Origin of the sequence: Bacteroides salyersiae WAL 10018 = DSM 18765 = JCM 12988, from assembly GCF_000381365.1 — a bacterium.
GTDB classification, from domain to species: Bacteria; Bacteroidota; Bacteroidia; order Bacteroidales; family Bacteroidaceae; genus Bacteroides; species Bacteroides salyersiae.
On record NZ_KB905466.1, the window covers coordinates 1,883,667 to 1,909,682 of the forward strand.

Here is a 26,016-nt window from a genome sequence, read left to right on the forward strand (position 1 = left end):
ACCGTCATGAAAAACAAGAAACTATCACCGTGGGCTTGGATACCGACATTGTACTTTGCACAAGGTCTACCTTACGTAGCTGTGATGACCATCTCTGTCATTATGTATAAAAAGCTCGGTATCTCCAACACAGACATCGCACTATATACCAGTTGGTTATATCTCCCTTGGGTTATCAAACCATTCTGGAGCCCTTTTATCGATTTACTGAAAACCAAACGTTGGTGGGTAGTAACCATGCAGATTCTGGTGGGAGCAGGACTGGCCGGAATAGCTTTCACCATCCCAATGCCTAATTTCTTTCAGATAACCCTTGCCATATTCTGGCTGGTAGCTTTCAGTTCGGCTACACATGATATAGCCGCCGACGGGTTCTACATGCTGGCTTTAAGCGTCCGGGACCAAGCTATGTATGTCGGCATCCGAAGTACTTTTTACCGGATTGCAACAATAGCCGGACAAGGACTTCTGGTCGTACTGGCCGGAGAACTGGAAAAGCGTACTTCTACCATAGCCATGGCATGGAGTATTACATTCTATATCCTTGCAGGACTCTTCATTGCATTCTATTTATACCACAGTTACATTTTGCCTCATCCGGCATCCGACAAGCCGGCAGTGGGCAATGTGACCGCGAACAACATATTCAAAGAGTTCTTTGCCACATTCGCAAGTTTCTTCAAAAAGCCGCAAGCCGGAGTTGCCATATTGTTCATGCTGTTCTACCGCTTACCGGAAGCACAATTGGTAAAGCTTATCAATCCTTTTCTACTCGATCCTATTGAAAAAGGCGGGTTAGGGCTGAGTACAGCCGAAGTCGGCTGGGTATACGGCACTATCGGTATTATAGGACTCACTCTCGGAGGAATCATCGGCGGTATTTGCGCGGCAAAAGGCGGACTACAAAAATGGCTATGGCCAATGGCATGGAGTATATCACTCACTTGCATTACATTTGTTTATCTGGGATATTTTCAGCCGCAAGATCTTCTCACAATCAATATTTGTGTATTTATCGAACAGTTCGGATACGGATTCGGTTTCACGGCTTATATGCTTTACTTAATTTATTATTCCGACGGTGAACACAAGACAGCACATTATGCCATTTGTACCGCTTTCATGGCATTAGGTATGATGTTGCCGGGTATGATGGCCGGTTGGCTACAGGAACTTATCGGATACGAGAAGTTCTTTATCTGGGTAATGATCTGTTGTGCTGCTACAATAGCTGTCTGTGCATTCATCAAGATCGATCCGAATTACGGTAAAAAAGAAGAAACAGAAGAAATTAAAGAAACCCAAAAATAAAACAATAACGATTCGAAACAGAGATATTTATGAACAAATTCCGATTTATTATTCTTAGCACCTGCTGCCTGCTGTCCCTCACCATACAGGCACAAAAAATAAAAATCAAAACCGGTATTGAGGTTCTGAAAGAACAGAACTTCAAATGCCTCGAAGGAAAACGTGTCGGCCTCATCACCAATCCGACCGGAGTAGACAATCACTTGAAATCGACCATCGATATCCTTCACGAAGCCCCCAACGTGAATCTGGTAGCTCTATACGGGCCGGAACATGGTGTACGCGGTGATGTTCATGCCGGAGACAAAGTGGATAACTCCGCCGATCCGTCTACCGGCCTACCGGTTTATTCACTTTACGGAAAGACTCGCAAACCAACCCCTGAGATGCTAAAAGACATCGATGTGTTAGTATACGATATACAAGATATCGGTTGTCGTTCATTCACTTATATCAGTACCATGGGAGTGGCCATGGAAGCCGCAGCCGAAAATGGAAAGGAATTTATCGTGCTCGACCGTCCAAACCCGGTGGGTGGTGAAAAGGTGGAAGGCAATCTGGTAGAAGATAAATACATTTCTTTTGTAAGTCAATTTAAGATTCCGTACCTTTACGGACTCACTTGCGGCGAATTAGCTTTGATGCTGAACGGTGAAAATATGCTGGGCAAGCGGTGCGATCTGCACGTGGTGAAAATGAAAGGATGGAAACGCAAGATGGACTATGTGCAAACCGGCTTGCAATGGATTCCTTCCTCCCCCCACATTCCGCATCCACATTCAGCCTTCTTCTATCCGGTATCGGGCATACTCGGAGAACTGGGTTATCTGTCCATCGGAGTAGGTTATACCATTCCATTCCAGATGTTTGCCGCCCCATGGATAAAAGCCGAAGAACTGGCCGGCAAGCTAAATCAATTGCAACTGCCCGGTATCGTTTTCCGTCCGATACATCTCAAGCCGTTTTATTCCGTAGGGAAAGGAGAGCATCTGCAAGGAGTACAAGTGCATATTATGGATTACCGGAAAGCTGCATTAAGTGAAATACAATTTCTGGTAATGCAAGAGGTGGCTGCTCTTTATCCGGAACATACTGTATTCGATCATGCAGACAAAGGACGTTTCGACATGTTCGATAAAGTAAGCGGCTCCAATGAAATACGCGAACGTTTCAGCAAACATAACCGTTGGGAAGACATTCGTGACTATTGGTATAAAGATGTAGACAGCTTCCGGCAATTGTCTAAAAAATATTATTTATATAAATAAAAATGGATAAGGAGAATAAGTACCAGGCCTTTCTGCAGGAAATATCACAGTTTGTCCCGCAAGAAAGAATCTACACTGACGAATTACGTCGGCTGGCATGGGGAACAGATGCAGGTTTCTACCGGCTCATTCCCCAGATCGTCATTCGTTCGAACAACGAGCAGGAGATATCGGATTTATTGCGTTCGGCAACCCGACATCAGTTGCCGGTAACCTTCCGTGCAGCCGGAACGAGCTTATCCGGACAAGCCATCAGCGACTCTATTCTCATTATAGCCGGAAAAAACTGGGAAAAATACAGTATTTCTCCCGATCATAACCGGATCACATTGCAACCCGGCATCATCGGGCAGCGTGTCAACGAACTGTTACAGCCATTCGGACGTAAATTCGCCCCGGATCCGGCTTCAGTAAAAAGTGCCATGATAGGCGGCATTGTGATGAATAACGCTTCCGGTATGAATTGCGGGACACATGCCAACAGCGATAAGATGTTATTATCTGCGCGTATTATACTGGCAGATGGCACTTTGCTCGATACCGGCAATGACGCCAGCAAACAGGCTTTTTCAATGAAGCATGCAGAGTTTATCACACAAATTCAATCCCTGCGTGACCAAATTCGTACCGATAAAGAACTCAGCGCCCGGATTCGCTATAAATATTCAATCAAAAATGTAACGGGACTGAATTTATTACCTTTCATCACATTCGATGATCCGTTCGATATCATCACTCACTTAATGGTAGGTTCGGAAGGAACACTTGCATTCCTTTCCGAAGTCACCATGAGCACAGAATACGACTATCCGCACAAGGCCAGCGCCATGCTCTATTTTAAAGACATCAAAGAAGCATGCCGGGCAGTAGTAGCATTGAAGAAGTTAACCAACGAAAAGAAAGAATGGATTGTAAAAGGTGCCGAACTACTCGACTGGAAATCGTTAGCATCGGTCAATGATCGGACAGGAGAAGGACTCACCGCCGTACTGACAGAGACCAAAGCACACAGTAAAGAAGAACTGGCAGCAAATATCGCTGTCATAGAGGAAACGCTGAAACCCTTCAACACTTATATTCCCGTCCACTTTACGGACAAACCGGAGGAATACTCCAAATATTGGGCCATCCGTTCCGGGATTTTCCCTTCTGTAGGAGGAACCCGGAAACCGGGAACCACAAGTCTCATCGAAGATGTGGCCTTCCACATCGAAGACCTACCTGAAGCAACTGCCGACTTGCAACAACTGATAGCCCGTCATGGATATGACGATGCCTGTATCTACGGGCATGCCCTCGAAGGTAATTATCATTTCATCATCAACCAGTCTTTCAGTACGGATGCTGAAGTAAAACGCTACGAAGAACTGATGAATGATGTCAAAACTTTAGTAATAGACAAATATGACGGTTCACTGAAAGCAGAACACGGTACCGGACGCAACATGGCTCCGTTCGTAAAATACGAATGGGGAGAAAAAGCGTATCGTATGATGCAAGCCGTCAAAACACTCTTCGACCCGCTGAATATACTTAATCCGGGAGTTATCTTCAACGATGATCCCCAATGTCATATCAAGAATTTTAAACCGTTGCCTCTATTAGGCAGCTCCCACCGGCAACAGGCAGAAAACAATAAAAGTACACCGGATATCGGCCCAATAGACAAGTGTATCGAATGCGGCTTCTGTGAAGTAAACTGCCTGACTTGCGGTTTCACTCTTTCTTCGCGCCAACGTATCGTGCTACAACGCGAAATCTCCCGACTCAAAGAAAGCGGTGAAAATCCCCAAAGGCTGGCAACCTTGCAAAAACAATACCGCTATCCCGGCAATCAAACCTGTGCCGGCGACGGTCTCTGTTCTACATCTTGTCCAATGGGAATCAATACCGGCGATCTGACTCATTATATCCGCCAACAGGAATTACCGGAAGGTAGCTTCGCTTACTCCATAGGCAACTTTGCCGCCAACCATTTTGCCGGTATAAAGAGCAGCTTGCGCCCTATGTTGACCTTAGCCAACGCAGCACACACCGTATTAGGTACTTCGGCAATGCTTACTCTCACTACAGGAATGCACAACTTGTTAGGTATTCCGCAATGGACTCCTTTCATGCCCAAGAGCTATAAGAGAAGGGAGAAGGGAGATTTGAGCAGGGAGAAGGAAAGAGAGGAAAGTCAAAGTGACAGCAATACCGGCTCTCAACTTTCAACTTTCAACTCTCAACTTTCAACTAAAAAAAAGGCTTTCAGCTCTCAGCTAAACAAGGTCGTTTATTTTCCAAGCTGTATTAATCAGACGATGGGACTTCCTAAGAAATCCAGGGAGAAGCAACCACTCGTAGATAAGATGTTATCGCTACTGCAGAAGGCCGGATACGAAGTGATCTTTCCGAAAGATATGGAGAAACTCTGTTGCGGTACAATTTGGGAAAGTAAAGGTATGCCGGATATTGCCGACCATAAATCGGCAGAACTTGAAAAAGCCTTGTGGGAAGCTTCCGAAAAAGGGAAATACCCTGTGCTCTGTGACCAAAGCCCCTGCCTGCATCGCATGCGTGAAAAAATCCGGAAGATGAAGCTATATGAACCGGCCGAGTTTATCTATACCTTCCTGCGCGACAAGTTGGAATTCTGCCCGGTCGACCGTCCGGTAGCTATCCATATCACCTGCTCCATGCGTAGGATGGGATTGACCGATACCCTCCTTTCTCTGGCACGTTTATGCTCCACCCGGGTGATCGTTCCTGAAGAGGTGGGCTGTTGCGGTTTTGCAGGAGACAAGGGCTTCACACACCCGGAAGTGAATAGTTATGCACTGCGTAAGCTACGCCCTCAATTAGAAAAGGCAGGCATACAGACCGGATATTCCAATAGCCGTACCTGTGAAATAGGATTAGCTACCCATACAGGTGTAACTTACGTATCCATCGCCTACCTTGTAGACGAATGTACAAAAGCCCGTTGATCAAACTAAAAAACTTAACACATAAAAATTGCAGAAAATGAATAAAACAACCAGTAAACGCCTCTTAGCCCTCGACATACTGAGAGGTATCACCATCGCAGGAATGATTATGGTGAACAACCCCGGGTCGTGGTCGTACGTCTACGCACCATTGGGACACGCCCAATGGAACGGTTTGACACCGACTGATCTCGTATTCCCCTTTTTCATGTTTATCATGGGAATATCTACTTATATTTCTCTCCGGAAATACAATTTTGAATTCAGCCATTCAGCCGCTCTGAAAATACTCAAACGTACCATTGTTATTTTCGCCATCGGATTGGGGCTTGCATGGTTCTCCATGTTCTGCCGTACATGGAACTCCCTGTCTGCTGAAGAAATTTCGTTCTTCTCCCGTCTCGGACAATCTATTTGGACATTCGACCATATCCGCATTTTGGGAGTTATGCAACGGCTGGCACTCTGCTATGGCGCAACTGCCATCGTTGCCCTGACCATGAAGCACAAGCATATCCCCTACCTGATTGCGACCCTGCTGATCGGTTACTTCATTTTGCTCGTCACCGGCAACGGATTCGAGTACAACAGTACCAATATACTTTCGGTCGTAGACCGTGCCGTATTAGGCGAAGCGCATATGTATAAAGACAACGGAATCGATCCGGAAGGATTATTAAGCACGATCCCGGCCATCGCCCACGTATTGATAGGCTTTTGTGTCGGAAAACTGCTGATGGAAGTAAAGGACATCAACGAGAAACTCGGACGGTTGTTCCTCATCGGCACGATCCTTACTTTTTTGGGCTTCCTGCTCAGTTACGGCTGCCCCATCAACAAGAAAATATGGTCGCCCACTTTCGCCATTGTCACTTGCGGATTGGGTTCCAGTTTTTTAGCATTACTCATCTGGATCATCGATGTAAAAGGATACAAATCGTGGAGCCGCTTCTTCGAATCATTCGGTGTAAATCCGCTTTTCATCTATGTCATGGCCGGAGTACTTGCCGTTTTATTAGGTAATATCCGCGTACCGTTCGACGGGACGACTACCAGTTTGCACAGCTACATTTACAAAGGTATCCTCCAACCGCTTTTGGGTGATTATCCGGGTTCACTGGCATTTGCGCTCCTTTTTGTTGCACTCAATTGGAGCATCGGTTACATATTGTATAAGAAAAAAATATATATAAAGATATGATATTAATAGCAGATAGTGGTTCTACAAAGACCGATTGGTGTGTTGTAGGACAAGGACAACTCGTCCGACAGATAGTAACGAAAGGAATGAATCCTTTCTTTCAATCAGAGGAAGAAATAGAGAATGAGATTGCTACGGCACTGATTCCCCATTTAGAAACGAACGTGCTCGATGCTGTTTATTTTTATGGAGCCGGTTGTGTTCCGGATAAGGTTCCGATGATGCATAATGCACTTTCCACACACCTCAACACCAAGAACGGTATTGAAGTGAATACGGATATGCTTGCCGTTGCCCGGGGATTGTGCGGACACAAACCGGGTATTGCCTGTATCATGGGTACAGGTTCCAATTCTTGTTTCTACGATGGCGAAAAAATAGCAAGTAACGTTTCACCGTTAGGATTCATTTTAGGTGATGAAGGTAGCGGTGCGGTATTGGGTAAACTCCTGGTAGGCGACATGCTGAAAAACCAGATGACGCCGGAATTAAAAGAAAAATTCCTGAATAAGACCGGACTGACTCCTCCCGAAATCATCGACCGGGTATACCGGCAACCGTTCCCCAATCGTTTCTTGGCAAGTCTTTCTCCATTCCTGGCAGAAAATATTCAGGAGCCCTCCGTACATGCATTAGTTCTCGGCAGTTTCAAGGCTTTCTTCCAGCGTAATGTCATGCAATACGATTACAAAAATCATCCGGTTCACTTCATCGGCTCCGTCGCCTACCACTATCAGGACATATTGCACGAAGCCGCCCGCGAATTAGAGATACAAATAACAACCATCGTCAAAAGCCCCATGCAAGGTCTCATGACCTTTCATCAGTCATAAATCATAAATCATCAATCAGAACATGTTTATCAAAATATCAGAGCAGCCTTCGCTCTATAACGATTTAGAAAAAAAGTCTATCCGGGAAATACTGGAAGACATCAATGCAGAAGACCAGAAAGTAGCCCTTGCCACGCAGAAAGCGATTCCGCAAATCGAAAAGCTGGTGAGCCAAATCGTTCCCCGCATGAAACAAGGCGGTCGTATTTTCTATATGGGAGCCGGCACCAGCGGTCGTTTGGGGGTACTCGATGCTTCGGAGATTCCTCCGACATTCGGCATGCCGCCTACATTGGTTATCGGACTGATTGCCGGTGGCGACACCGCCCTCCGCAATCCGGTGGAGAATGCCGAAGACGATACCCGGCGGGGATGGGAAGAACTGGTCGAACACAACATTAACGATAAAGATACCGTAATCGGCATTGCTGCCTCAGGCACTACCCCCTATGTGATCGGTGCACTGCATGCGGCACGTGAACATGGCATCCTGACCGGCTGTATTACCAGTAATCCGGATTCTCCAATGGCCGCGGAAGCCGATGTCCCCATCGAAATGATTGTCGGTCCGGAATATGTGACCGGAAGTTCCCGTATGAAATCGGGTACCGGACAGAAAATGATCCTGAACATGATCACTACTTCCGTTATGATTCAGTTAGGACGTGTAAAAGGTAATAAAATGGTCAATATGCAACTTAGTAACCAGAAATTGATAGACCGGGGTACACGCATGATTGTCGAAGAACTCGGACTGGATTACGACCGGGCAAAGGCATTACTCCTGATGCATGGTTCTGTCAAAAAAGCAGTAGACGCTTACAAATCGGGAACGACAAAGCTCCCATAACATAATTAATAAAACCACAGATGAACGTAAATTTGCGAAAAAACAGTATTCTATTTACGTTCATCTGTATTCCTCACCCGAACACTATCCACATGAAAACACTGTTTGTCATCCTGAACATATTCCTGTTCACTTTTCAAATTTCAGCCCAACCGCTACAACGTGTCGCTCCCGAACAAGTCGGAATGAACTCCCGCCATCTCACATACGCCGACCAAGCGATCGAAAAAGCAATAAACAACAAAGACATTCCTGGTGCCGTACTTGCCGTTGTCCGTCACGGAAAATTAGCTTATCTGAAAGCCTATGGCTGTAAACAGACATTTCCTACCCGTGAACCTATGGATACCCATACTGTATTCGACATGGCATCCGTCAGTAAATCCATATCAACCGCCATCTGTGCCCTTATCCTTACCGAACGGGGACAACTCCGTCTGACAGACCCGGTAAATCTCTACCTGCCGGCATTTTCCGAAGAGATCCGTATCACCGACCTTCTGACACACACCTCCGGGCTACCGGCATATGCTCCCGTAAACAAACTGGTCGAGCAGTACGGCTCTCCCAATCCGGAAGGACTCATCGAATACATAGCCGGCTGTAAACCCGTTTTCAAGCCCGGAAGTGATTTTCAATACAGTTGTCTCAACTACATCGCCTTGCAACATATCATCGAAACCATCAGTGGACAGAGCCTCCGCAATTTTGCCAAAGCCAATATATTTGATCCGTTAGGTATGAGCCACACCGATTATTGCCCCACAGGAGAAATACTGGAACATTGTGCCCCCACTGAAAAACAAAAAGACGGCAGCGTTCTGAAAGGAGTGGTTCACGATCCTTTGGCGCGCATCATGAACGGTGGTATCTCAGGCAATGCCGGTGTTTTCTCCGATGCCAACGATCTGGCCATACTATCCGCCATGTTGTTGAATGACGGCGAATACAACGGACATCGCATACTAAGTCCTTTAGGGGTAAAAGCCATGCGGAGCATCCCACGTCAGGTTAGCGCGCTGGGACGCAGTTTGGGCTGGGACATCTTTTCACCGTATGCTTCCAACCACGGTGACCTTTTCGGTCCGAACACTTACGGGCATACCGGTTATACAGGTACTTCCATCATCCTCGACCCGGATAGCGATACTTCTGTCATCTTATTGACCAACAGCGTACATCCGGACGATAAAGGCAAAGCAATACGCCTCCGTTCATTGGTAGCCAATGCCGTAGCAGCATCTATCTACCCTACCGAACGCACCTATACAGACCATTATTACAAACGTTTCCTTCAGTTCGAAGAAGAACCGGCTATCGGCCCGGAAGACATCGTCATGCTGGGCAATAGTCTCACAGAAGCCGGAAAAGACTGGGGGGCCCGCCTGAAAAAGAAAAATGTCCGTAATCGTGGCATCATCGGAGACGAAGCTATGGGAGTGTACGACCGTCTGCATCAAATACTCCCCGGACATCCGGCCAAGCTCTTCCTTCTGATCGGAATCAATGATGTATCCCACGACCTTTCAGCAGACAGTGTTGTGACACTTATCACCCGTCTGATAGACCGGATACAACAGGAATCCCCCCAAACAAAGATATACCTCCAAAGCCTGCTGCCCATCAACGAATCCGTATGTAAATACAAAACCATGATCGGGAAAACAGACGTTGTACCGGCAATCAATCAACAATTGAAGGACCTAACTGTATCCCGTCAAATAACTTTTATCGATCTCTTCCCCCTCTTTACAGAGAAAGGAACCAATGTATTGCGGAAAGAACTGACCAATGACGGACTGCATCTGACGGAAGAAGGATATAAAATATGGAGTAAGAAATTAAGGAAATATCTCTAACCTGAATGATTCATAGACAGTAATCAAGTAATAAGTGTCAAGTAGCTTAGTAAAAATAGTTCATCTGATGTGGTTCTATTAGTTTACTACTTAACTGCTTATTACTGATCATGAATTATTCAAATTAGGTTACCGACGAGTTCCCTCTTTCAAGGAATCGAAAATGATACTGTTAGTATTTATTTTGATTTTTTTGGCGCATTATCCACATAGAATTCCCCCCTTCACCGGCTTCACCTTTTGGGCTTAAACTCCTTGTTCATCAGAGATACAGGGTGAAGGGTTATTCCCGTCTTCTCATCTACATACCAATACCTCTCAGGTATCGGGCATACGGTCCGTAAGCACCGAGTGTATGGACAATAAGCACCGGGCGCACGAACAATGAGCACGATGCTTGGAAATCCGGAGTATACCTTCACCCTGTATCTCTGATGAACAAGGAGTTTAAGTCTAAAAGGTGAAGCCGATGAAGGGGGTAGAAATATATAGAACAGGTATTCTGAAGAAATAAGAAAACGCTTGCAAAAAAAGATATTATATCTTTCTTTGAAACCTGCTACATTTTTCAATAAAAGATATCAAGTCTTTTTTTAAAGCTTGCTACGTCTTTTTTTGAAAGATGCTACACTTTGAAAAAAAGATGCTAAATCTTTCCACATGGACTGGAGTTACTATTGCTGAAAACCAACATTTTGAGTTTAATCTTTTTGTTGTTAGTCTTCCAAACACACAACATCAAATATCCCAAATCATCAAATCCCCTCCTTTCTTAATGATTTCATAAACATCTATGGAACAAATAGATTACAAAAACGAGGGTGTGTCAAAACGTAATTTGATGAAAGGACAACTTTTAATCTGAAACTTGACTCCCTAAATCAATGATGAAAAGAGCCATATTATTACTCAAAAACAGAGTTTGATATGGCTCTTTTATAATTGTTAGTTACAATCTATAACTTTTTAGAGTGGTCATTTTAGTTTTGACACACCCTCGTAACTTTTTCATATACAAAAATCTATTATTCTTCTATATCCAGTACTGACAGTGCATTTGAACTACGATTCTCAATGCTATACAATTGCACATCAAATACCAACGTAGAATAGCCAAGAATACTGCCATAGCCACTTGCACCATAACCATATTTCCAAGGAATATAAATCTCCCTACGCTCTCCAACTTTCATACGTTGAAGCATCTCAGACCAGCCTGTAACGACACTATTCACATAAAATCTACTCGGTGAATCAAACACTGTAGGGTTCTTCCCTGTAAAGCCATCAAATCTGGTACCGATTATATAAGTACCTTTATAATATGTATATACACTATCCGTATAATAAGGTTGAATATCTTCCAATACATATCCCTCGATATACTCATATATATTATCAGGGTTCTCAGGCTCATTCTTTACTGGAGTTTTCTCCTTATAAAAGATATAATCATCTGGAGCGCTCAACAAATGAATAGTATCTAATCCGCTTACTTCCCGGTTCGTCATAAATTCATTTCTCAGAGAATCAATAAACGCTTCGTTACGTTCTTGCCAGTTATCATATATGCTCACCTCTTTTGTTTCTTCACAAGAAACAAAAACTAAAGCCAGTAAAAGAATTGGTAATAAATAGATTTTTTTATTCATTCGTCAAGGTTTTATTGGATTGTTTTCAAAAGCGAAGTAATGCTTACTCTGTCGGCAATGATGTTATTCAGTTCAGAGATAGCCACACGCTCCTGTTGCATAGTATCGCGATTACGCAAAGTTACGCAATTATCTTCCAATGTCTGATGATCGACAGTTACACAGAACGGAGTACCAATGGCATCCTGGCGACGATAACGCTTACCGATACTGTCTTTTTCATCATACTGGCAGTGGAAATGGAACTTAAGATCGTCAATAATCTCACGGGCCTTTTCGGGCAGTCCGTCTTTCTTCACCAACGGCATCACAGCCAACTTCACAGGCGCAAGAGCAGCAGGCAGTCTCAGTACTACACGACTTTCACCGTTTTCAAGCTGTTCTTCACAATATGCGGCACTCATAATGCTGAGGAACATACGATCCACACCAATAGAAGTTTCAATTACATACGGAGTATAAGATTCATTCAATTCCGGATCAAAATACTTGATGCTCTTGCCGGAGAACTTCTCATGCTGGCTAAGGTCGAAGTTGGTACGGGAGTGGATACCCTCTACCTCTTTAAAGCCAAACGGCATCAGGAATTCAATGTCGGTAGCAGCATTGGCATAGTGCGCCAATTTATCGTGATCGTGATAACGGTAGTGATCATCGCCAAAGCCAAGGGCTTTATGCCACTTCAAACGGATCTCTTTCCATTTCTTGAACCAATCCAGCTCAGTGCCCGGTTTTACGAAAAACTGCATCTCCATCTGTTCAAACTCACGCATACGGAAAATGAACTGACGGGCCACAATTTCATTACGGAATGCCTTACCGATCTGTGCAATACCGAAAGGAACTTTCATACGACCTGTTTTCTGAACATTGAGGTAGTTCACAAAAATACCCTGTGCCGTTTCCGGACGCAGATAGATCTTCATGGCACCATCCGAAGTAGAACCCATCTCTGTGGAGAACATCAAATTGAACTGACGCACTTCCGTCCAGTTCTTCGTTCCGGAAATGGGGCAAACAATCTCTTCATCTACGATGATCTGGCGAAGCTCATCCAGATTATTATCGTTCAGCGCTTTCGCAAAGCGAGTATGAAGGGCGTCGCGTTTAGCCTGATACTCAAGGACACGGCCGTTTGTGCCACGGAATTGTGCCTCATCGAAAGCATCACCGAATTTCTTGGCAGCTTTAGCTACCTCTTTATTGATCTTATCATCGTATTTGGCAAGCTGATCTTCGATAAGCACGTCTGCACGATAACGTTTTTTAGAATCTTTATTGTCAATCAACGGATCGTTGAATGCATCGACGTGTCCGGAAGCTTTCCAGATAGTAGGATGCATAAAAATAGCGGAGTCGATGCCGACAATATTTTCGTGCAGCAACACCATGCTATCCCACCAGTATTTCTTTATATTATTTTTGAGTTCAACACCCATTTGACCATAGTCATACACAGCTCCCAATCCATCATAAATATCACTTGAGGGGAATACGAAACCATATTCTTTGCAATGTGATACGAGTTTCTTAAAAACGTCTTCTTGTGCCATTTCTTGTTGTATCTTTAATTAAATTGAAATCATTATTCAGCTAAAAAGCGCCACAAAGATAGCTATTTATCTTATAAATAGGGTGCCGGGGGTATTAATTTATCTTATTTACCACTTCCGAAGAGAAGTCATGGCAATGTTGCCAGCCATAATGCCATAAAGCGGTCGTATACGATATAACCTTTGTCAGACTTATAAACCAATTCTTTCTCTTGCAGGGATTTCAAGGCCGTATTCACACTGCTGGAAGCTTTCAGCCCATAACGCTTAACGAACTCTCCACTGTTCGGCGTTGCTACTTTCCCCTCTCTGGCAATGGCTTGCATCAGTTGCAATTGGTTATCGGTAAGCAGAGATATAAAATTCTGATAAACAGGGGTATTCTCCTCCAACAGCTGTGCCAGTATGAATTCTGCCTGCCGGATATCAGTAACGGTTTCGTACTGCTCGTATAGCCGATTAAGCAAAACCTGCATGTACCAAGTATGCCCTTCAAAGCGTTTGTATATCCAGCCGAAAACCTCTTTCTCCAACCTTCCTCCTCTCTTTTCAAAGAAAGTGGCCGCAAAAGAGTAATAGGTATTTTCTTCTATTTCACACAACACCATCAGTTGTGAACTCTGATAAAAAGGACGTTTGGCAGAAGTAAACATCTCCTCCATCAAATGCCGGCTACTACCTGCAAAAATGAAATGTACGTTCGGCAGGAATTGGATATAGGAACGAAGTAAAGCCTCGGTCCCTTTCTCGGAATAAGAAGTTATCTGTTGAAATTCATCAATAGCCACATAGCATTTTCTACCGGATGTTGCCATATAATCTAAGATCTCTTTCAACGTCTGTTCTGATTTATCCGGTACAAAATCTAATGAAACGGTGGGTGCTCCCGTCAACTGATCCGCACTGATTACCGGACGACAGGAACGAAAAAAAGAGGTCAGTTTATGAAGCACCGTTTCGCTAAGTGTATCAAGCTGTCCAAGTACGGTCTCCGCAAACAAGCGTACAAACGAAGGTAAATCACGCGTTGCAAATATATCCATATAGAAACAGGAAACACCTACTTCCTGTTGTCGCATCAGATAGAATACATTCTTTATCAACCCCGTCTTTCCAATGCGCCGGGGAGCTATCAAGGTGACATTACGTTCATTACTCAGAGCCGAAAGCATCTTTCTGCTCTCCTCTTCACGGTCACAAAAGTAATGCGGACTCACGTATCCATACACCAGGAACGGATTCTTCAATTCGATATTTTTTTGTTTGTCTTTCATACATTCCATATTTTGCGTAACGCATTTTACGTAACGCAAAATACGCAATTTCAGTTGAATTAAACAATTATCACTTCACTTTTAACGTTATGAGACAGCATATCCGGGAATTTATTAAATTTGTCCATCCACATTTATATGTACCAAGCCAAACACCATCATTAGAACATAAACACAGGGACAGATAGATACACCCCTTCTTAATTCTCCATTTCCAGTATAGGATCCTCTCATTTGTCCAAGCTTATCGGGTTCACTTTTGTTTTTTAGAATGATTTGCATTTTTTCCCGATAAATTTTGTATTTTTGCCTGCAACTGAGAAAATCAGTTAATCTTGAACAGACAATTCCCAAACCAATATGAGCGAAGATTTTGAAGCACCGAAAGACGACTTGGACAAAGAGCTCCCGGAAGGGAGCGAAGGACATTCGGACTATAAGCCGGCGGACTCACATAACGAAAGCGTAAAACATCAACTTACAGGCATGTATCAGAACTGGTTTCTGGACTATGCCTCGTACGTGATTCTGGAACGCGCCGTGCCCCACATCATTGATGGACTAAAACCGGTACAACGCCGTATCTTACACTCCATGAGACGTTTGGACGACGGACGCTACAACAAAGTTGCCAATATCGTAGGACATACCATGCAGTTTCACCCGCACGGCGATGCTTCCATCGGAGATGCATTGGTACAACTGGGACAGAAAGATCTGCTCATCGACTGTCAGGGAAACTGGGGTAATATTCTCACCGGTGACGGTGCGGCAGCTCCCCGTTATATCGAAGCGCGTCTCTCCAAATTTGCCCTCGAGGTAGTATTCAATCCTAAAACAACCGAATGGAAGCTATCGTATGACGGACGAAACAAAGAACCGATCGCATTGCCGGTAAAATTCCCCTTGCTATTGGCACAGGGCGTAGAGGGTATTGCCGTCGGACTCTCTTCCAAAATATTACCGCATAATTTTAATGAGTTGTGCGATGCCGCTATCAGTTATCTGCACGAAGAGGATTTCAAGCTATATCCGGATTTCCAGACAGGCGGCTCCATCGATGTATCCAAATACAACGACGGAGAACGCGGCGGTTCGGTAAAGATACGTGCCCGAATCGACAAAGTAGACAACAAAACCTTAGCAATCAAAGAGATTCCCTACGGAAAGACAACCTCCACAGTGATAGATTCCATCCTGAAAGCTGTAGATAAGGGAAAAATAAAAGTTCGCAAGGTAGACGACAACACATCGGCCAATGTAGAAATTCTGGTACACCTGGCACCGGGTACCTCTTCGGACAAGACAATAGATGCATTGTATGCTTTCACCGACTGTGAAATAAGCATATCACCCAACTGCTGTGTCATCGACGACAACAAACCGCACTTCCTCAAAGTCAGTGATGTACTGAAAAAATCGGTTGACAACACGCTCGCCCTCCTTCGGCAGGAACTCGAAATACACAAAGGCGAATTACAGGAAAGCCTGCATTTCGCCTCCCTTGAAAAGATATTCATTGAAGAGCGTATCTACAAAGACAAGGAGTTTGAACAATCCAAAGATATGGATGCCGCATGCGAGCACATCGATAACCGGCTGACGCCTTTCTATCCGCAATTCATCCGTGAGGTAACAAAAGAAGATATACTGAGACTGATGGAGATCAAGATGGGACGCATCTTGAAATTCAACACAGACAAAGCGGAAGAAATCATTGCCAAAATGAAATCGGACATTGCCGAAATAGATGCACATCTGGCCAATATCGTGGGATATACGATAGACTGGTACCAGATGTTGAAAGACAAATACGGTAAAAACTTCCCACGCCGGACAGAATTACGTAACTTCGACACCATCGAAGCAACCAAAGTGGTAGAAGCAAACGAGAAGCTATATATCAACCGGGAAGAGGGTTTCATCGGAACAGCTTTGAAGAAAGACGAATTTGTGGCCTGTTGCTCGGATCTGGATGATGTGATCATTTTCTATCGGGATGGCAGGTACATGATAACACCGGTTGCCGATAAGAAATTCGTGGGTAAGAATGTATTGTACGTCAACGTATTCAAGAAAAACGACAAGCGTACCATCTACAACGTGGCCTACCGCGACGGAAAAGAGGGAACGACCTATATCAAACGTTTTGCCGTGACCTCCATCGTACGCGACCGTGAGTATGACGTCACTCAGGGAACTCCGGAATCACGGATTACCTATTTCAGCGCCAACCCTAACGGAGAAGCCGAAATCATAAAGATAACCCTAAAACCCAATCCACGTGTACGCCGTATCATCTTCGAGCGCGACTTCAGCGAAGTGGGTATCAAGAGCCGTCAAGCACAAGGTGTTATCCTGACACGCCTGCCGGTACATAAAATAGCCTTGAAACAAAGAGGCGGTTCTACTTTGGGCGGACGAAAAGTCTGGTTCGACCGGGATGTACTGCGTCTCAACTATGACGGCAGAGGCGAATATCTGGGAGAATTCCAAAGTGACGACAGCATCTTGGTAGTTCTGAACACCGGCGAATTCTATACGACAAATTTCGACGTGAGCAATCACTATGAAAACAATGTAAGCATCGTTGAGAAATTCGACGGTAACAAGGTGTGGACGGCAGCCTTATACGATGCCGACCAACAGAACTATCCGTATCTGAAACGCTTCTGTTTCGAAAGTACCACCCGTAAGCAAAATTATCTGGGAGACAACAAAGCGACCCAACTGATTCTGCTGACAGATGAATATTATCCGCGCCTGGAAGTTATCTTTGGCGGACATGATAGTTTCCGCGATCCGATGGTCATCGAGGCCGATGAATTTATTGCCGTGAAAGGCTTTAAGGCAAAAGGAAAACGTATCACCACATATACTGTGGAAACAATCAATGAATTGGAGCCTACCCGCTTCCCGGATCCTCCGGCACCGGATAAAACAGAAGAGAATGAGGAAGAACCGGAAATACTGGACCCGGATCACGGTAAAAGCGAAGGAGACATACTGGACGAAATGACGGGACAGATGAAACTGTTCTGATTCATTTAAAATTAATTGGGTTGCCAATGAAAAGGAACATACTATTAAAAATGGGGCTGATCGGCTGTTGCCTGCTTGCTCTTTGTGATGGAATATATGCACAGGCAGATTCGCAGCAGGCCAATCGCTACGTCACGCGTGCCACCATGTATGGAATTGGCTATACCAATGTCTTCGACACCTATCTGTCACCGCAGGAATACAAAGGAATAGACTTCCGTATCTCCCGGGAAACCATGCGCATGACCAAGCTATTGGACGGAAATGTATCCGTACAAAACTTTTTTCAGGCCAATATAGGGTATACACACAACCATGCAGAAAACAACAACACATTCAACGGTCTGGTGAATTGGAATTACGGGCTGCATTATCAGTTTCGTATCACCGAAAACTTTAAGCTACTGGCCGGTGCGTTGGCAGATATAAACGGTGGATTCGTATACAACCTGCGCAATACGAACAACCCGGCTTCGGCAAGAGCATTCATCAATCTGGATGCTTCTGCAATGGCCATCTGGCATGCAAAAATAAAGAATTATCCTCTGACGTTCCGCTATCAGGTGAATGTACCGGTAGTGGGGGCCATGTTCTCACCTCACTACGGACAATCTTATTATGAGATTTTCACGTTAGGGAATTCCGACGGAGTAATACAGTTCACTTCATTACACAACCAACCTTCCGTACGCCAGATGTTGTCGATCGATTTTCCGGTCCGGTATGCCAAGTTACGGTTCAGTTACATGGCTGATCTGCAACAATCGGACGTCAACAATATCAAGACACATACTTACTCACATGTATTCATGGTAGGGTTCGTGAAAGACCTGTATCTGATCCGGAATAAAAACGGGACCCCATTGCCGGCGGCGGTGAGAGCGTATTAATTAAAGGGAGAAGGGAGAATTGGCGACGCCATCCAACGGGCGGATAATAAATTTAGTTGAAAGAGATGAAAAAGGGAGTAATGAGGATATGGATTCTTTTCTGTTGTCTGGCTGGGCTGACGGCCTGCATCAGAGAGGAAGAGTACGTCAATGATCCGGAGGGGAACTTCGACCAGCTATGGAAGATAATTGATGAGAAATACTGTTTTCTCGATTACAAGGATATCGATTGGGATGCCATCGGAACGGAATACCGCAGCCGGCTTTATCCGGAAATGAGTAATCAGGAATTATTCGGAGTGCTGAACGATATGTTGTACGAACTCAAAGACGGACATGTCAATCTGACTTCCGAAGAGAATCAAAGTCACTTTGACTTCTGGACCGATTCTCCGGTCAATTTCAACGAATCGCTCATTGAGAACACCCACTATCTGGGACGGAATTACCGCCAGATTGCAGGCCTCAAATACAGGATATTAAGTGATAACATCGGCTATATCTATTATGAAACGTTTGCCGACGGTATTGGCAACAGCGATCTGGACGTGGTATTCTCTTATCTGGCCGATTGTAAGGCGCTGATCTTCGATGTCCGTCAGAATTCCGGGGGCAACGCAACCAACTCAACCCAGATAGCCTCCCGTTTCACCAATGAAAAAATACTGACCGGATACATCCAGCATAAAACAGGACCCGGACATCACGATTTTTCAAGGCCTTATGCCATCTATCTGGAAGCATCCAAAAACATCCGTTGGGAAAAGAAAGTAGCCGTGCTTACCAACCGGCATTCATATAGTGCTACCAACGACTTTGTGAAACACATGAAATGTCTGCCCAATGTAGTAATTGTAGGCGACAAGACAGGGGGCGGTTCAGGCATGCCTTTTTCATCGGAGTTACCCAACGGATGGACAGTCCGCTTTTCTGCAAGTCCTCATTTCGACCGGGACATGAACCAGATCGAATGGGGCATCAACCCGGATGTAAAAATAGACATGAAGTCGGAAGATGAGGTAAAAGGCATCGATACGATCATAGAAAAAGCACGGGAATTACTGAAATAAACACTTTTCTTTCGCATTCGTTTGGGAAAACAAAAAATATATCTATCTTTGCACCGCTAAAGAAAAATTAGCCACAACAAGTTTGCGGATGTGGCGTAATTGGTAGCCGCGCCAGACTTAGGATCTGGTGTCTTGCGACGTGTAGGTTCGAGTCCTATCATCCGCACAAAAACTAAAAAGCCTTCAAGAAATACTCTTGGAGGCTTTTTCATTCAATAAAAGGAACAGAATAATGAAGAAACAGACCCTCTGTTGTATCGGACATATCACCCTGGATAAAGTAGTGACCCCGCAATCTACAGTTTACATGCCGGGAGGAACAGCTTATTATTGTTCATATGCCATGCGCCATCTCAACAATACCGACTATAGACTGGTTACTGCCGTAGGAGAAAGTGAGTTGAATGTGGTGGAAAGAATGCGCAACGCCGGTATCAACGTAACAGCCCTCCCCAGCAAACATTCCGTCTATTTCGAAAACATATACGGAGAAAATCAAAATGACCGTACACAAAGGGTGCTTGCCAAAGCAGATCCGTTCACCTCACAATATTTAAAAGAAATTGAAGCGGATATTTATCACTTGGGATCCTTGCTGGCCGATGACTTTCCCGTGGATGTCATCAGACACCTAGCCGGGAAAGGACTGGTAGCCGTTGACTCGCAGGGCTACCTCCGTGAAGTACGTAATACCCGCGTGTATCCGGTGGACTGGCCGGAAAAGAAAGAAGCACTGAAATATGTACATTTTCTGAAAGTCAACGAGCACGAAATGGAAGTATTGACCGGATATGACAGTGTAACGGAAGCCGCCCGAAAGCTTTATGAATGGGGTGTCAAAGAAGTATTACTGACTTTCGGCAGTATGGGTTCGGTAATATTCGATGGTAAGACATTCCATCAGATCCCGGCATATGAACCGGCCGTTATCACAGATGCCACCGGATGCGGGGATACCTATACTATCGGCTACCTTTATCAACGGGCAGCCGGAGCAAGCATCGAAGAAGCCGGGCGTTTTGCTGCTGCAATGTCTACACTAAAAATAGAAAAATCAGGACCATTCTGCGGAACAGAAGCAGACATACTCCACTGCATGAGACATGCCAAAGAGATACTTCCCTGTTTTTCCCTCTAAAAAAGAGGGGAGTTAATGGAAAAAAGGAAGTTAATGGGAGAAGGGAAAATGGAGAGGGGAGAAGTGCTATGCAGCATAATAGCGCAGCCTATTACATTCCTCTCTTTCTTCCGTTTGATTCAAGCGATTGGAACTCATTGTTCCAGCAGTATGAAACTCACCGTTCCAATAAGATAAAACTCATCGCCTAAAAAGCTCTTCCTTCTCCCCTCTCCCTTCTCCCATTAATCCCCCCCTCTCAGTGTTAAAAATCAGTATTAACACGCTTGCCCTAATCTTTTTTACTACTTATTTGTTCACTTTAATATTTTTGCCGTCGCTCAATACGGAAGGCGGATGAAAAAACATTCTAATAAAGTAGTTCATATAATAGTAAAATTTGATGCAATGAGACCTAAACCTTTACAACCTCTTCTTAAAGAGAAGAAACTTTCCTGGCTAAGGAGTATCCTTGCCTTGGCATGTCTGTTACTAACCGCTTCACCCCTATTTGCCCAGACAAAAACGGTGACGGGTACGGTAACCGACGCGCAGAACGAACCCCTGATCGGAGTTTCGGTACTGATACAGGGTACCGCAAGCGGAACCGTTACCGACCTCGACGGCAACTATTCTATCTCCGTGATGCCGGAAAATGTGCTTGAATTCTCATACGTCGGCATGCAGAAACAAGACATCCGCGTAGGACTGCAGACAGTGATCAACGTCGTAATGAAAGACGACTCGCAAATGCTGGCCGAAACTGTTGTCATCGGATATGGTAGCGCCAAAAAACGTGACCTGACCGGCTCTATCACCAATATAAAAGGTGAAGAGATTGCCAACAAGCCCGCTACCAATCCGCTATCATCCTTACAGGGCAAAATAGCCGGAGTACAAATTATCAATAACGGACGTGCCGGAGACGATCCGGAGATTCGTATCCGGGGTACAAACTCCATCAACGGTTACAAACCTTTATATATCGTAGACGGACTCTTCAACGACAATATCAACTTCCTCAATCCGGAAGACATCGAATCGATGGAAGTCCTGAAAGACCCGTCATCACTGGCCATCTTCGGAGTACGTGGTGCAAACGGCGTGATCATCATCACCACCAAAAAGGCCAAAGAGGGACAGACAAGGGTAAATATCAATACCTCTTTCGGCTGGAAATCAGTGACGGACAAGATTGCCATGACCAATGCCGAACAATTTAAAGAGCTGTACACCGAGCAGCTTACCAACGAAGAGAACCCGCTTTTCGATTTCAGCAACTGGAATGCCGATACAAACTGGCAGGATGAAATATTCCAAACAGGATTTATTACCAACAATAACATCAGCATCACAGGTGCCTCGGAGAAACACAGTTTCTATTTGGGTGTAGGATATTCGCACGAGCAGGGCAACATCAAGCATGAGAAGTTCAGCAAAGTGACGATCAATGCGAGCAATGAATACAAAGTGACGGACCACTTCAAAGTAGGTTTCCAATTCAACGGGGCACGTATGTTGCCTGCCGATGCCAAACAGGTGTTAGGAGCCATCCGTACCACTCCGGTGGCACCGGTGTACAATGCAGAATACGGTCTTTACACCGCCTTGCCCGAATTCCAGAAAGCGCAGATGAACAACCCGATGGTGGATGTAACATTAAAAGCCAATACCACTAAAGCCGAAAATTACCGGGCTTCGGGCAGTGTATACGGAGAGCTAAATTTCTTGAAGCATTTCACGGCACGCGCCACCTTCTCGATGGATTATGCATCGGACAACGGACGAACCTATATACCTATTATTAAGGTATACGACCCGACGGTAAAAGGAAATGTTTCGACTTTGGGAACCGGTAAGACAGAAGTCAGCCAGTTTAAGCAGAATGAGACGAAGGTACAGAGCGATTATGTACTGACATACACCAACAGTTTTGCCGACGGCGCACATAACCTTACTGCTACAGCCGGTTTCACAACTTATTACAACTCGCTAAGCAGACTCGACGGAGCTCGTAAACAGGGAGTCGGTCTTGTTATCCCCGATGATCCCGATAAATGGTTCGTCAGTATCGGCGATGCGGCTACCGCCACTAACGGAAGTACACAGTGGGAGCGAACCACCGTATCCATGCTGGCCCGCGTGATCTATAATTATAAAGGAAAATATCTGTTCAACGGTTCTTACCGCCGGGACGGTTCGTCAGCTTTCTCGTACACCGGAAACCAGTGGCAGAACTTCTATTCCGTGGGCGCAGGCTGGCTGATAAGCGAAGAAGAATTCATGAAAGATATCAGTTGGTTGGATATGCTGAAATTGAAAGGTTCATGGGGTACTTTAGGTAATCAGAATTTAAGTTCCGCTTATCCGGCAGAACCGCTTTTGAAGAATGCCTTTTCCGCCGTTTTCGGCAAGCCGTCCATCATCTACCCGGGATATCAACTGGCCTACCTCCCGAATCCGGATTTACGCTGGGAAAAGGTAGAAGCCTGGGAAGTAGGCTTCGAAACCAACCTGCTGCGCAACCGGTTACACTTTGAAGGAGTTTTCTACAAAAAGAATACCAAAGACTTGCTTGCGGAAGTCCCGGGCATCGCCGGCACCATTCCGGGCATCGGTAATTTAGGAGAGATCAGAAACAGCGGTGTGGAACTTGCAGCTACTTGGCGCGACCAGATCGGCGACTGGGGATACTCCATCAGTGCCAACCTGACGACCATCAGTAATAAGGTAAAAAGTCTCGTGCAGGAAGGATATTCAATCATAGCCGGTGACAAGAATCAAAGTTACACAATGGCCGGATACCCCATCGGCTACTTCTACGGTTACAAAGTGGACGGAGTATACCAATCGAAAGCGGACATTGACGCTTCTCCCGAAAACACACTGGCTACCGTCACTCCGGGAGACCTGAAATTCGCAGATGTGAACGGTGACGGCAAGATTACTCCGGAAGACCGTACGATGATCGGTGACCCGACTCCCGATGTCACTTACGGACTTTCGCTGGGCGTATCCTATAAAAATTGGGATCTCAGCATTGAAATGATGGGCCAAGGAGGTAATCAGATTTACCGTACCTGGGATAATTACAACTTCGCCCAGTTCAACTACATGGAGCAACGGTTGGACCGCTGGCATGGTGAAGGGACATCAAACAGTCAGCCGCTATTGAATACGAAACATGCCATCAACCGGGAAAATTCGGAATATTATGTAGAGAGCGGACGGTTCTTCCGTATCCGTAACCTGCAACTGGCATACTCTTTCGATAAGGCTCTCATCTCCAAGATACGTTTGCAGGCCTTGAAAATGTACTTCAACGTGCAAAACCTGAAAACATGGAAACATAATACCGGATACACCCCGGAATTAGGAGGTTCGGCCATCGCCTTCGGAGTGGACAACGGCAGTTATCCTGTACCGGCGATTTATACGTTCGGAATCAACCTGACTTTTTAAAAAAGGGAGAAGGGAGAAGGAAAGAGAAAGCAAGAGAGAGAAAGAGAGAGAAAGAGAGAGAAAAGGGGAAATTAATAAACTAAATATTTTGATTTTGATATGAAATTATATAAGTATATACTATCCTTGTCACTGGCTATTGGGGCGATGATGGTGACAAGTTGCAATGATTTCTTAGATCGCAGCCCGCAGGGGCAATTCACGGAAGACGATGATCCGAATGCCTTGGTAAACGGTAAGATCTATAACGTCTATACGATGATGCGTAAATTTGATATTACGGCAGGAACTCCGGCATTTGCCATTCACAGTTTCCGCAGTGAGGATGCAGAGAAAGGCAGTACGAGCAGTGACGGCTCGGAAGTAGCAGAAATGTATGACGACTTTATGTATACGGCTACTAACGGACAACTCGGGGCTTACTGGAGCCAGAATTATGCCATTATCTTTCAGTGTAATGATATTCTCGAATCGATAGATGAAGCAGAAGCTACCGGAAAGCTAACCGAAGAAGACCTCCGGAACCGTGGAGAAGCCCTGTTTTTCCGTGCATATTGCTACTTCAATCTGGTACGTGCCTTTGGCGAAGTACCTCTGATTACGTTCAAAGTAAACGATTCATCAGAAGCCAATGTACCGAAAACCACAGCCGAAAAACTATATGAGCAAATCGACAAGGATCTGGCCGGCGCCGAAGCCTTACTGCCCGAACAGTGGGCTACCGAGTTTTTAGGACGCCTCACCTGGGGTGCTGCGCGTTCGCTCCATGCACGCACGTTCATGATGCGCAACAACTGGGACAGTCTTTATATAGCATCCAATGACGTAATGACATCCGGCCTTTACAATCTGAACACACCGTATGATAAAATATTTACGGACGAAGGTGAAAACAGTGGCGGTTCTATTTTCGAACTGCAATGTACAGCCACGGCAGCCTTACCGGCCAGCGATGTCATAGGCAGTCAATTCTGTGAAGTCCAGGGAGTGCGCGGTGCCAACCAATGGGATTTAGGCTGGGGTTGGAATATGGCAACCCAGGAATTATATGATGCCTACGAACCGGGAGACCCGCGCCGGGACGCTACCCTTCTTTACTTCCGCAAAAACGAGACAGACCCGATCACTCCCGAAAACACCAATACACCTTATAACGAATCACCCGTATCGCAAGCCATGGGCCGGGCATTCAACAAAAAAGCCTATACCGATCCTGCTATGCGCCGTGAATATACCAACAAAGGTTTTTGGGTAAACATCCGGCTCATCCGTTATGCCGATGTAGTACTGATGGCTGCGGAAGCCGCCAATGAACTCGGAAAGACAGGAGAGGCCAATGCTGATCTTGAAATGGTAAGAGCCCGTGCGAGAGGCAATAACCCGAACGTCCTGCCCAAAGTGGAATCATTGGATCAAACGGTACTCCGCGATGCCATCCGTCATGAACGTCGTGTGGAATTGGGAATGGAGTTCGACCGCTTCTATGATCTGGTGCGGTGGGGCATTGCCGAAGAGGTATTGCATAAAGCCGGAAAGATGAACTACCAGCCCAAGAATGCCCTCCTACCGCTTCCGCAAACGGAGATAGACAAGTCTAAAGGGGTGTTGGTGCAAAATCCGAATTACTAAAAATAATTTGCTAATGTGTCAATATGCCAATGTGCC

17 protein-coding genes and 1 tRNA gene are annotated in these 26,016 nt (G+C 45.2%); 15 read left to right on the top strand and 3 right to left on the bottom strand.

From position 1 onward, the window contains the following. Positions 1-6: 6 nt before the first annotated feature. The 7 genes from HMPREF1532_RS07195 to HMPREF1532_RS07225 all read left to right on the top strand — a co-directional run bounded on the left by HMPREF1532_RS07195 (position 7) and on the right by HMPREF1532_RS07225 (position 10,291). Positions 7-1,311: an MFS transporter gene (locus HMPREF1532_RS07195; protein ID WP_005926970.1), complete on the top strand. Its 1,305-nt coding sequence runs from the start codon at positions 7-9 to the stop codon at positions 1,309-1,311. Between the two features lie 29 nt (positions 1,312-1,340). Further along, positions 1,341-2,579, top strand: coding sequence for an exo-beta-N-acetylmuramidase NamZ family protein (locus HMPREF1532_RS07200; protein WP_005926972.1), 1,239 nt, complete (start codon positions 1,341-1,343; stop codon positions 2,577-2,579). A 2-nt stretch (positions 2,580-2,581) separates the two neighbouring features. Then, positions 2,582-5,548: an FAD-binding and (Fe-S)-binding domain-containing protein gene (locus tag HMPREF1532_RS07205; RefSeq protein WP_005926974.1), complete on the top strand. Its 2,967-nt coding sequence runs from the start codon at positions 2,582-2,584 to the stop codon at positions 5,546-5,548. A 37-nt stretch (positions 5,549-5,585) separates the two neighbouring features. Beyond that, entirely contained in the window at positions 5,586-6,749 is a 1,164-nt protein-coding gene (locus HMPREF1532_RS07210; protein WP_005926976.1) for an acyltransferase family protein, read from the top strand. Then, positions 6,746-7,582 (top strand): ATPase, encoded by an 837-nt coding sequence (locus tag HMPREF1532_RS07215; RefSeq protein ID WP_005926978.1) that lies wholly within the window; start codon positions 6,746-6,748, stop codon positions 7,580-7,582. Before HMPREF1532_RS07210 ends, HMPREF1532_RS07215 begins: the two co-directional genes overlap by 4 nt. Positions 7,583-7,604: 22 nt before the next feature. Continuing rightward, complete coding sequence (gene murQ / locus HMPREF1532_RS07220; protein WP_005926980.1) at positions 7,605-8,432, top strand: N-acetylmuramic acid 6-phosphate etherase; 828 nt, start codon at positions 7,605-7,607, stop codon at positions 8,430-8,432. A gap of 92 nt (positions 8,433-8,524) precedes the next feature. Then, complete coding sequence (locus HMPREF1532_RS07225) at positions 8,525-10,291, top strand: serine hydrolase (protein WP_044097427.1); 1,767 nt, start codon at positions 8,525-8,527, stop codon at positions 10,289-10,291. A gap of 1,025 nt (positions 10,292-11,316) precedes the next feature. Here the strand turns inward: HMPREF1532_RS07225 and bamJ are convergent. The 3 genes from bamJ to HMPREF1532_RS07240 all read right to left on the bottom strand — a co-directional run bounded on the left by bamJ (position 11,317) and on the right by HMPREF1532_RS07240 (position 14,770). Further along, a complete protein-coding gene (gene bamJ / locus HMPREF1532_RS07230) occupies positions 11,317-11,943 on the bottom strand; it encodes a BamJ family beta-barrel-assembly machinery protein (RefSeq protein ID WP_005926985.1) in 627 nt (208 codons plus the stop codon). Positions 11,944-11,954: 11 nt separating this feature from the next. Further along, positions 11,955-13,496 carry a glycine--tRNA ligase gene (locus tag HMPREF1532_RS07235; protein ID WP_005926988.1) on the bottom strand — a complete coding sequence of 514 codons (1,542 nt, stop codon included), beginning with the start codon at positions 13,494-13,496 and terminating at the stop codon, positions 11,955-11,957. Between the two features lie 128 nt (positions 13,497-13,624). After that, positions 13,625-14,770, bottom strand: a complete 1,146-nt coding sequence (locus HMPREF1532_RS07240; RefSeq protein ID WP_005926991.1) for an AAA family ATPase — start codon at positions 14,768-14,770, stop codon at positions 13,625-13,627. A gap of 360 nt (positions 14,771-15,130) precedes the next feature. Here HMPREF1532_RS07240 and HMPREF1532_RS07245 point away from each other — a divergent pair, with 360 nt between their 5' ends. The 8 genes from HMPREF1532_RS07245 (at position 15,131) to HMPREF1532_RS07275 (ending at position 25,980) form a co-directional block, all read left to right on the top strand. Next, positions 15,131-17,812, top strand: coding sequence for a DNA gyrase/topoisomerase IV subunit A (locus tag HMPREF1532_RS07245; protein WP_005926994.1), 2,682 nt, complete (start codon positions 15,131-15,133; stop codon positions 17,810-17,812). Positions 17,813-17,862: 50 nt separating this feature from the next. Next, positions 17,863-18,702: a DUF3316 domain-containing protein gene (locus tag HMPREF1532_RS07250; RefSeq protein ID WP_373133582.1), complete on the top strand. Its 840-nt coding sequence runs from the start codon at positions 17,863-17,865 to the stop codon at positions 18,700-18,702. A 65-nt stretch (positions 18,703-18,767) separates the two neighbouring features. Further along, positions 18,768-19,772 (top strand): S41 family peptidase, encoded by a 1,005-nt coding sequence (locus HMPREF1532_RS07255; protein ID WP_005926999.1) that lies wholly within the window; start codon positions 18,768-18,770, stop codon positions 19,770-19,772. Between the two features lie 84 nt (positions 19,773-19,856). Further along, positions 19,857-19,938, top strand: a tRNA-Leu gene (locus HMPREF1532_RS07260). A gap of 66 nt (positions 19,939-20,004) precedes the next feature. Continuing rightward, complete coding sequence (locus tag HMPREF1532_RS07265; RefSeq protein WP_005927002.1) at positions 20,005-20,910, top strand: carbohydrate kinase family protein; 906 nt, start codon at positions 20,005-20,007, stop codon at positions 20,908-20,910. Positions 20,911-20,925: 15 nt separating this feature from the next. Then, entirely contained in the window at positions 20,926-21,087 is a 162-nt protein-coding gene (locus HMPREF1532_RS21500) for a hypothetical protein (protein ID WP_005927004.1), read from the top strand. A 210-nt stretch (positions 21,088-21,297) separates the two neighbouring features. After that, positions 21,298-24,351, top strand: a complete 3,054-nt coding sequence (locus HMPREF1532_RS07270) for a SusC/RagA family TonB-linked outer membrane protein (RefSeq protein ID WP_005927007.1) — start codon at positions 21,298-21,300, stop codon at positions 24,349-24,351. Positions 24,352-24,450: 99 nt separating this feature from the next. Then, entirely contained in the window at positions 24,451-25,980 is a 1,530-nt protein-coding gene (locus HMPREF1532_RS07275; RefSeq protein WP_005927010.1) for a RagB/SusD family nutrient uptake outer membrane protein, read from the top strand. Positions 25,981-26,016 lie beyond the last annotated feature (36 nt).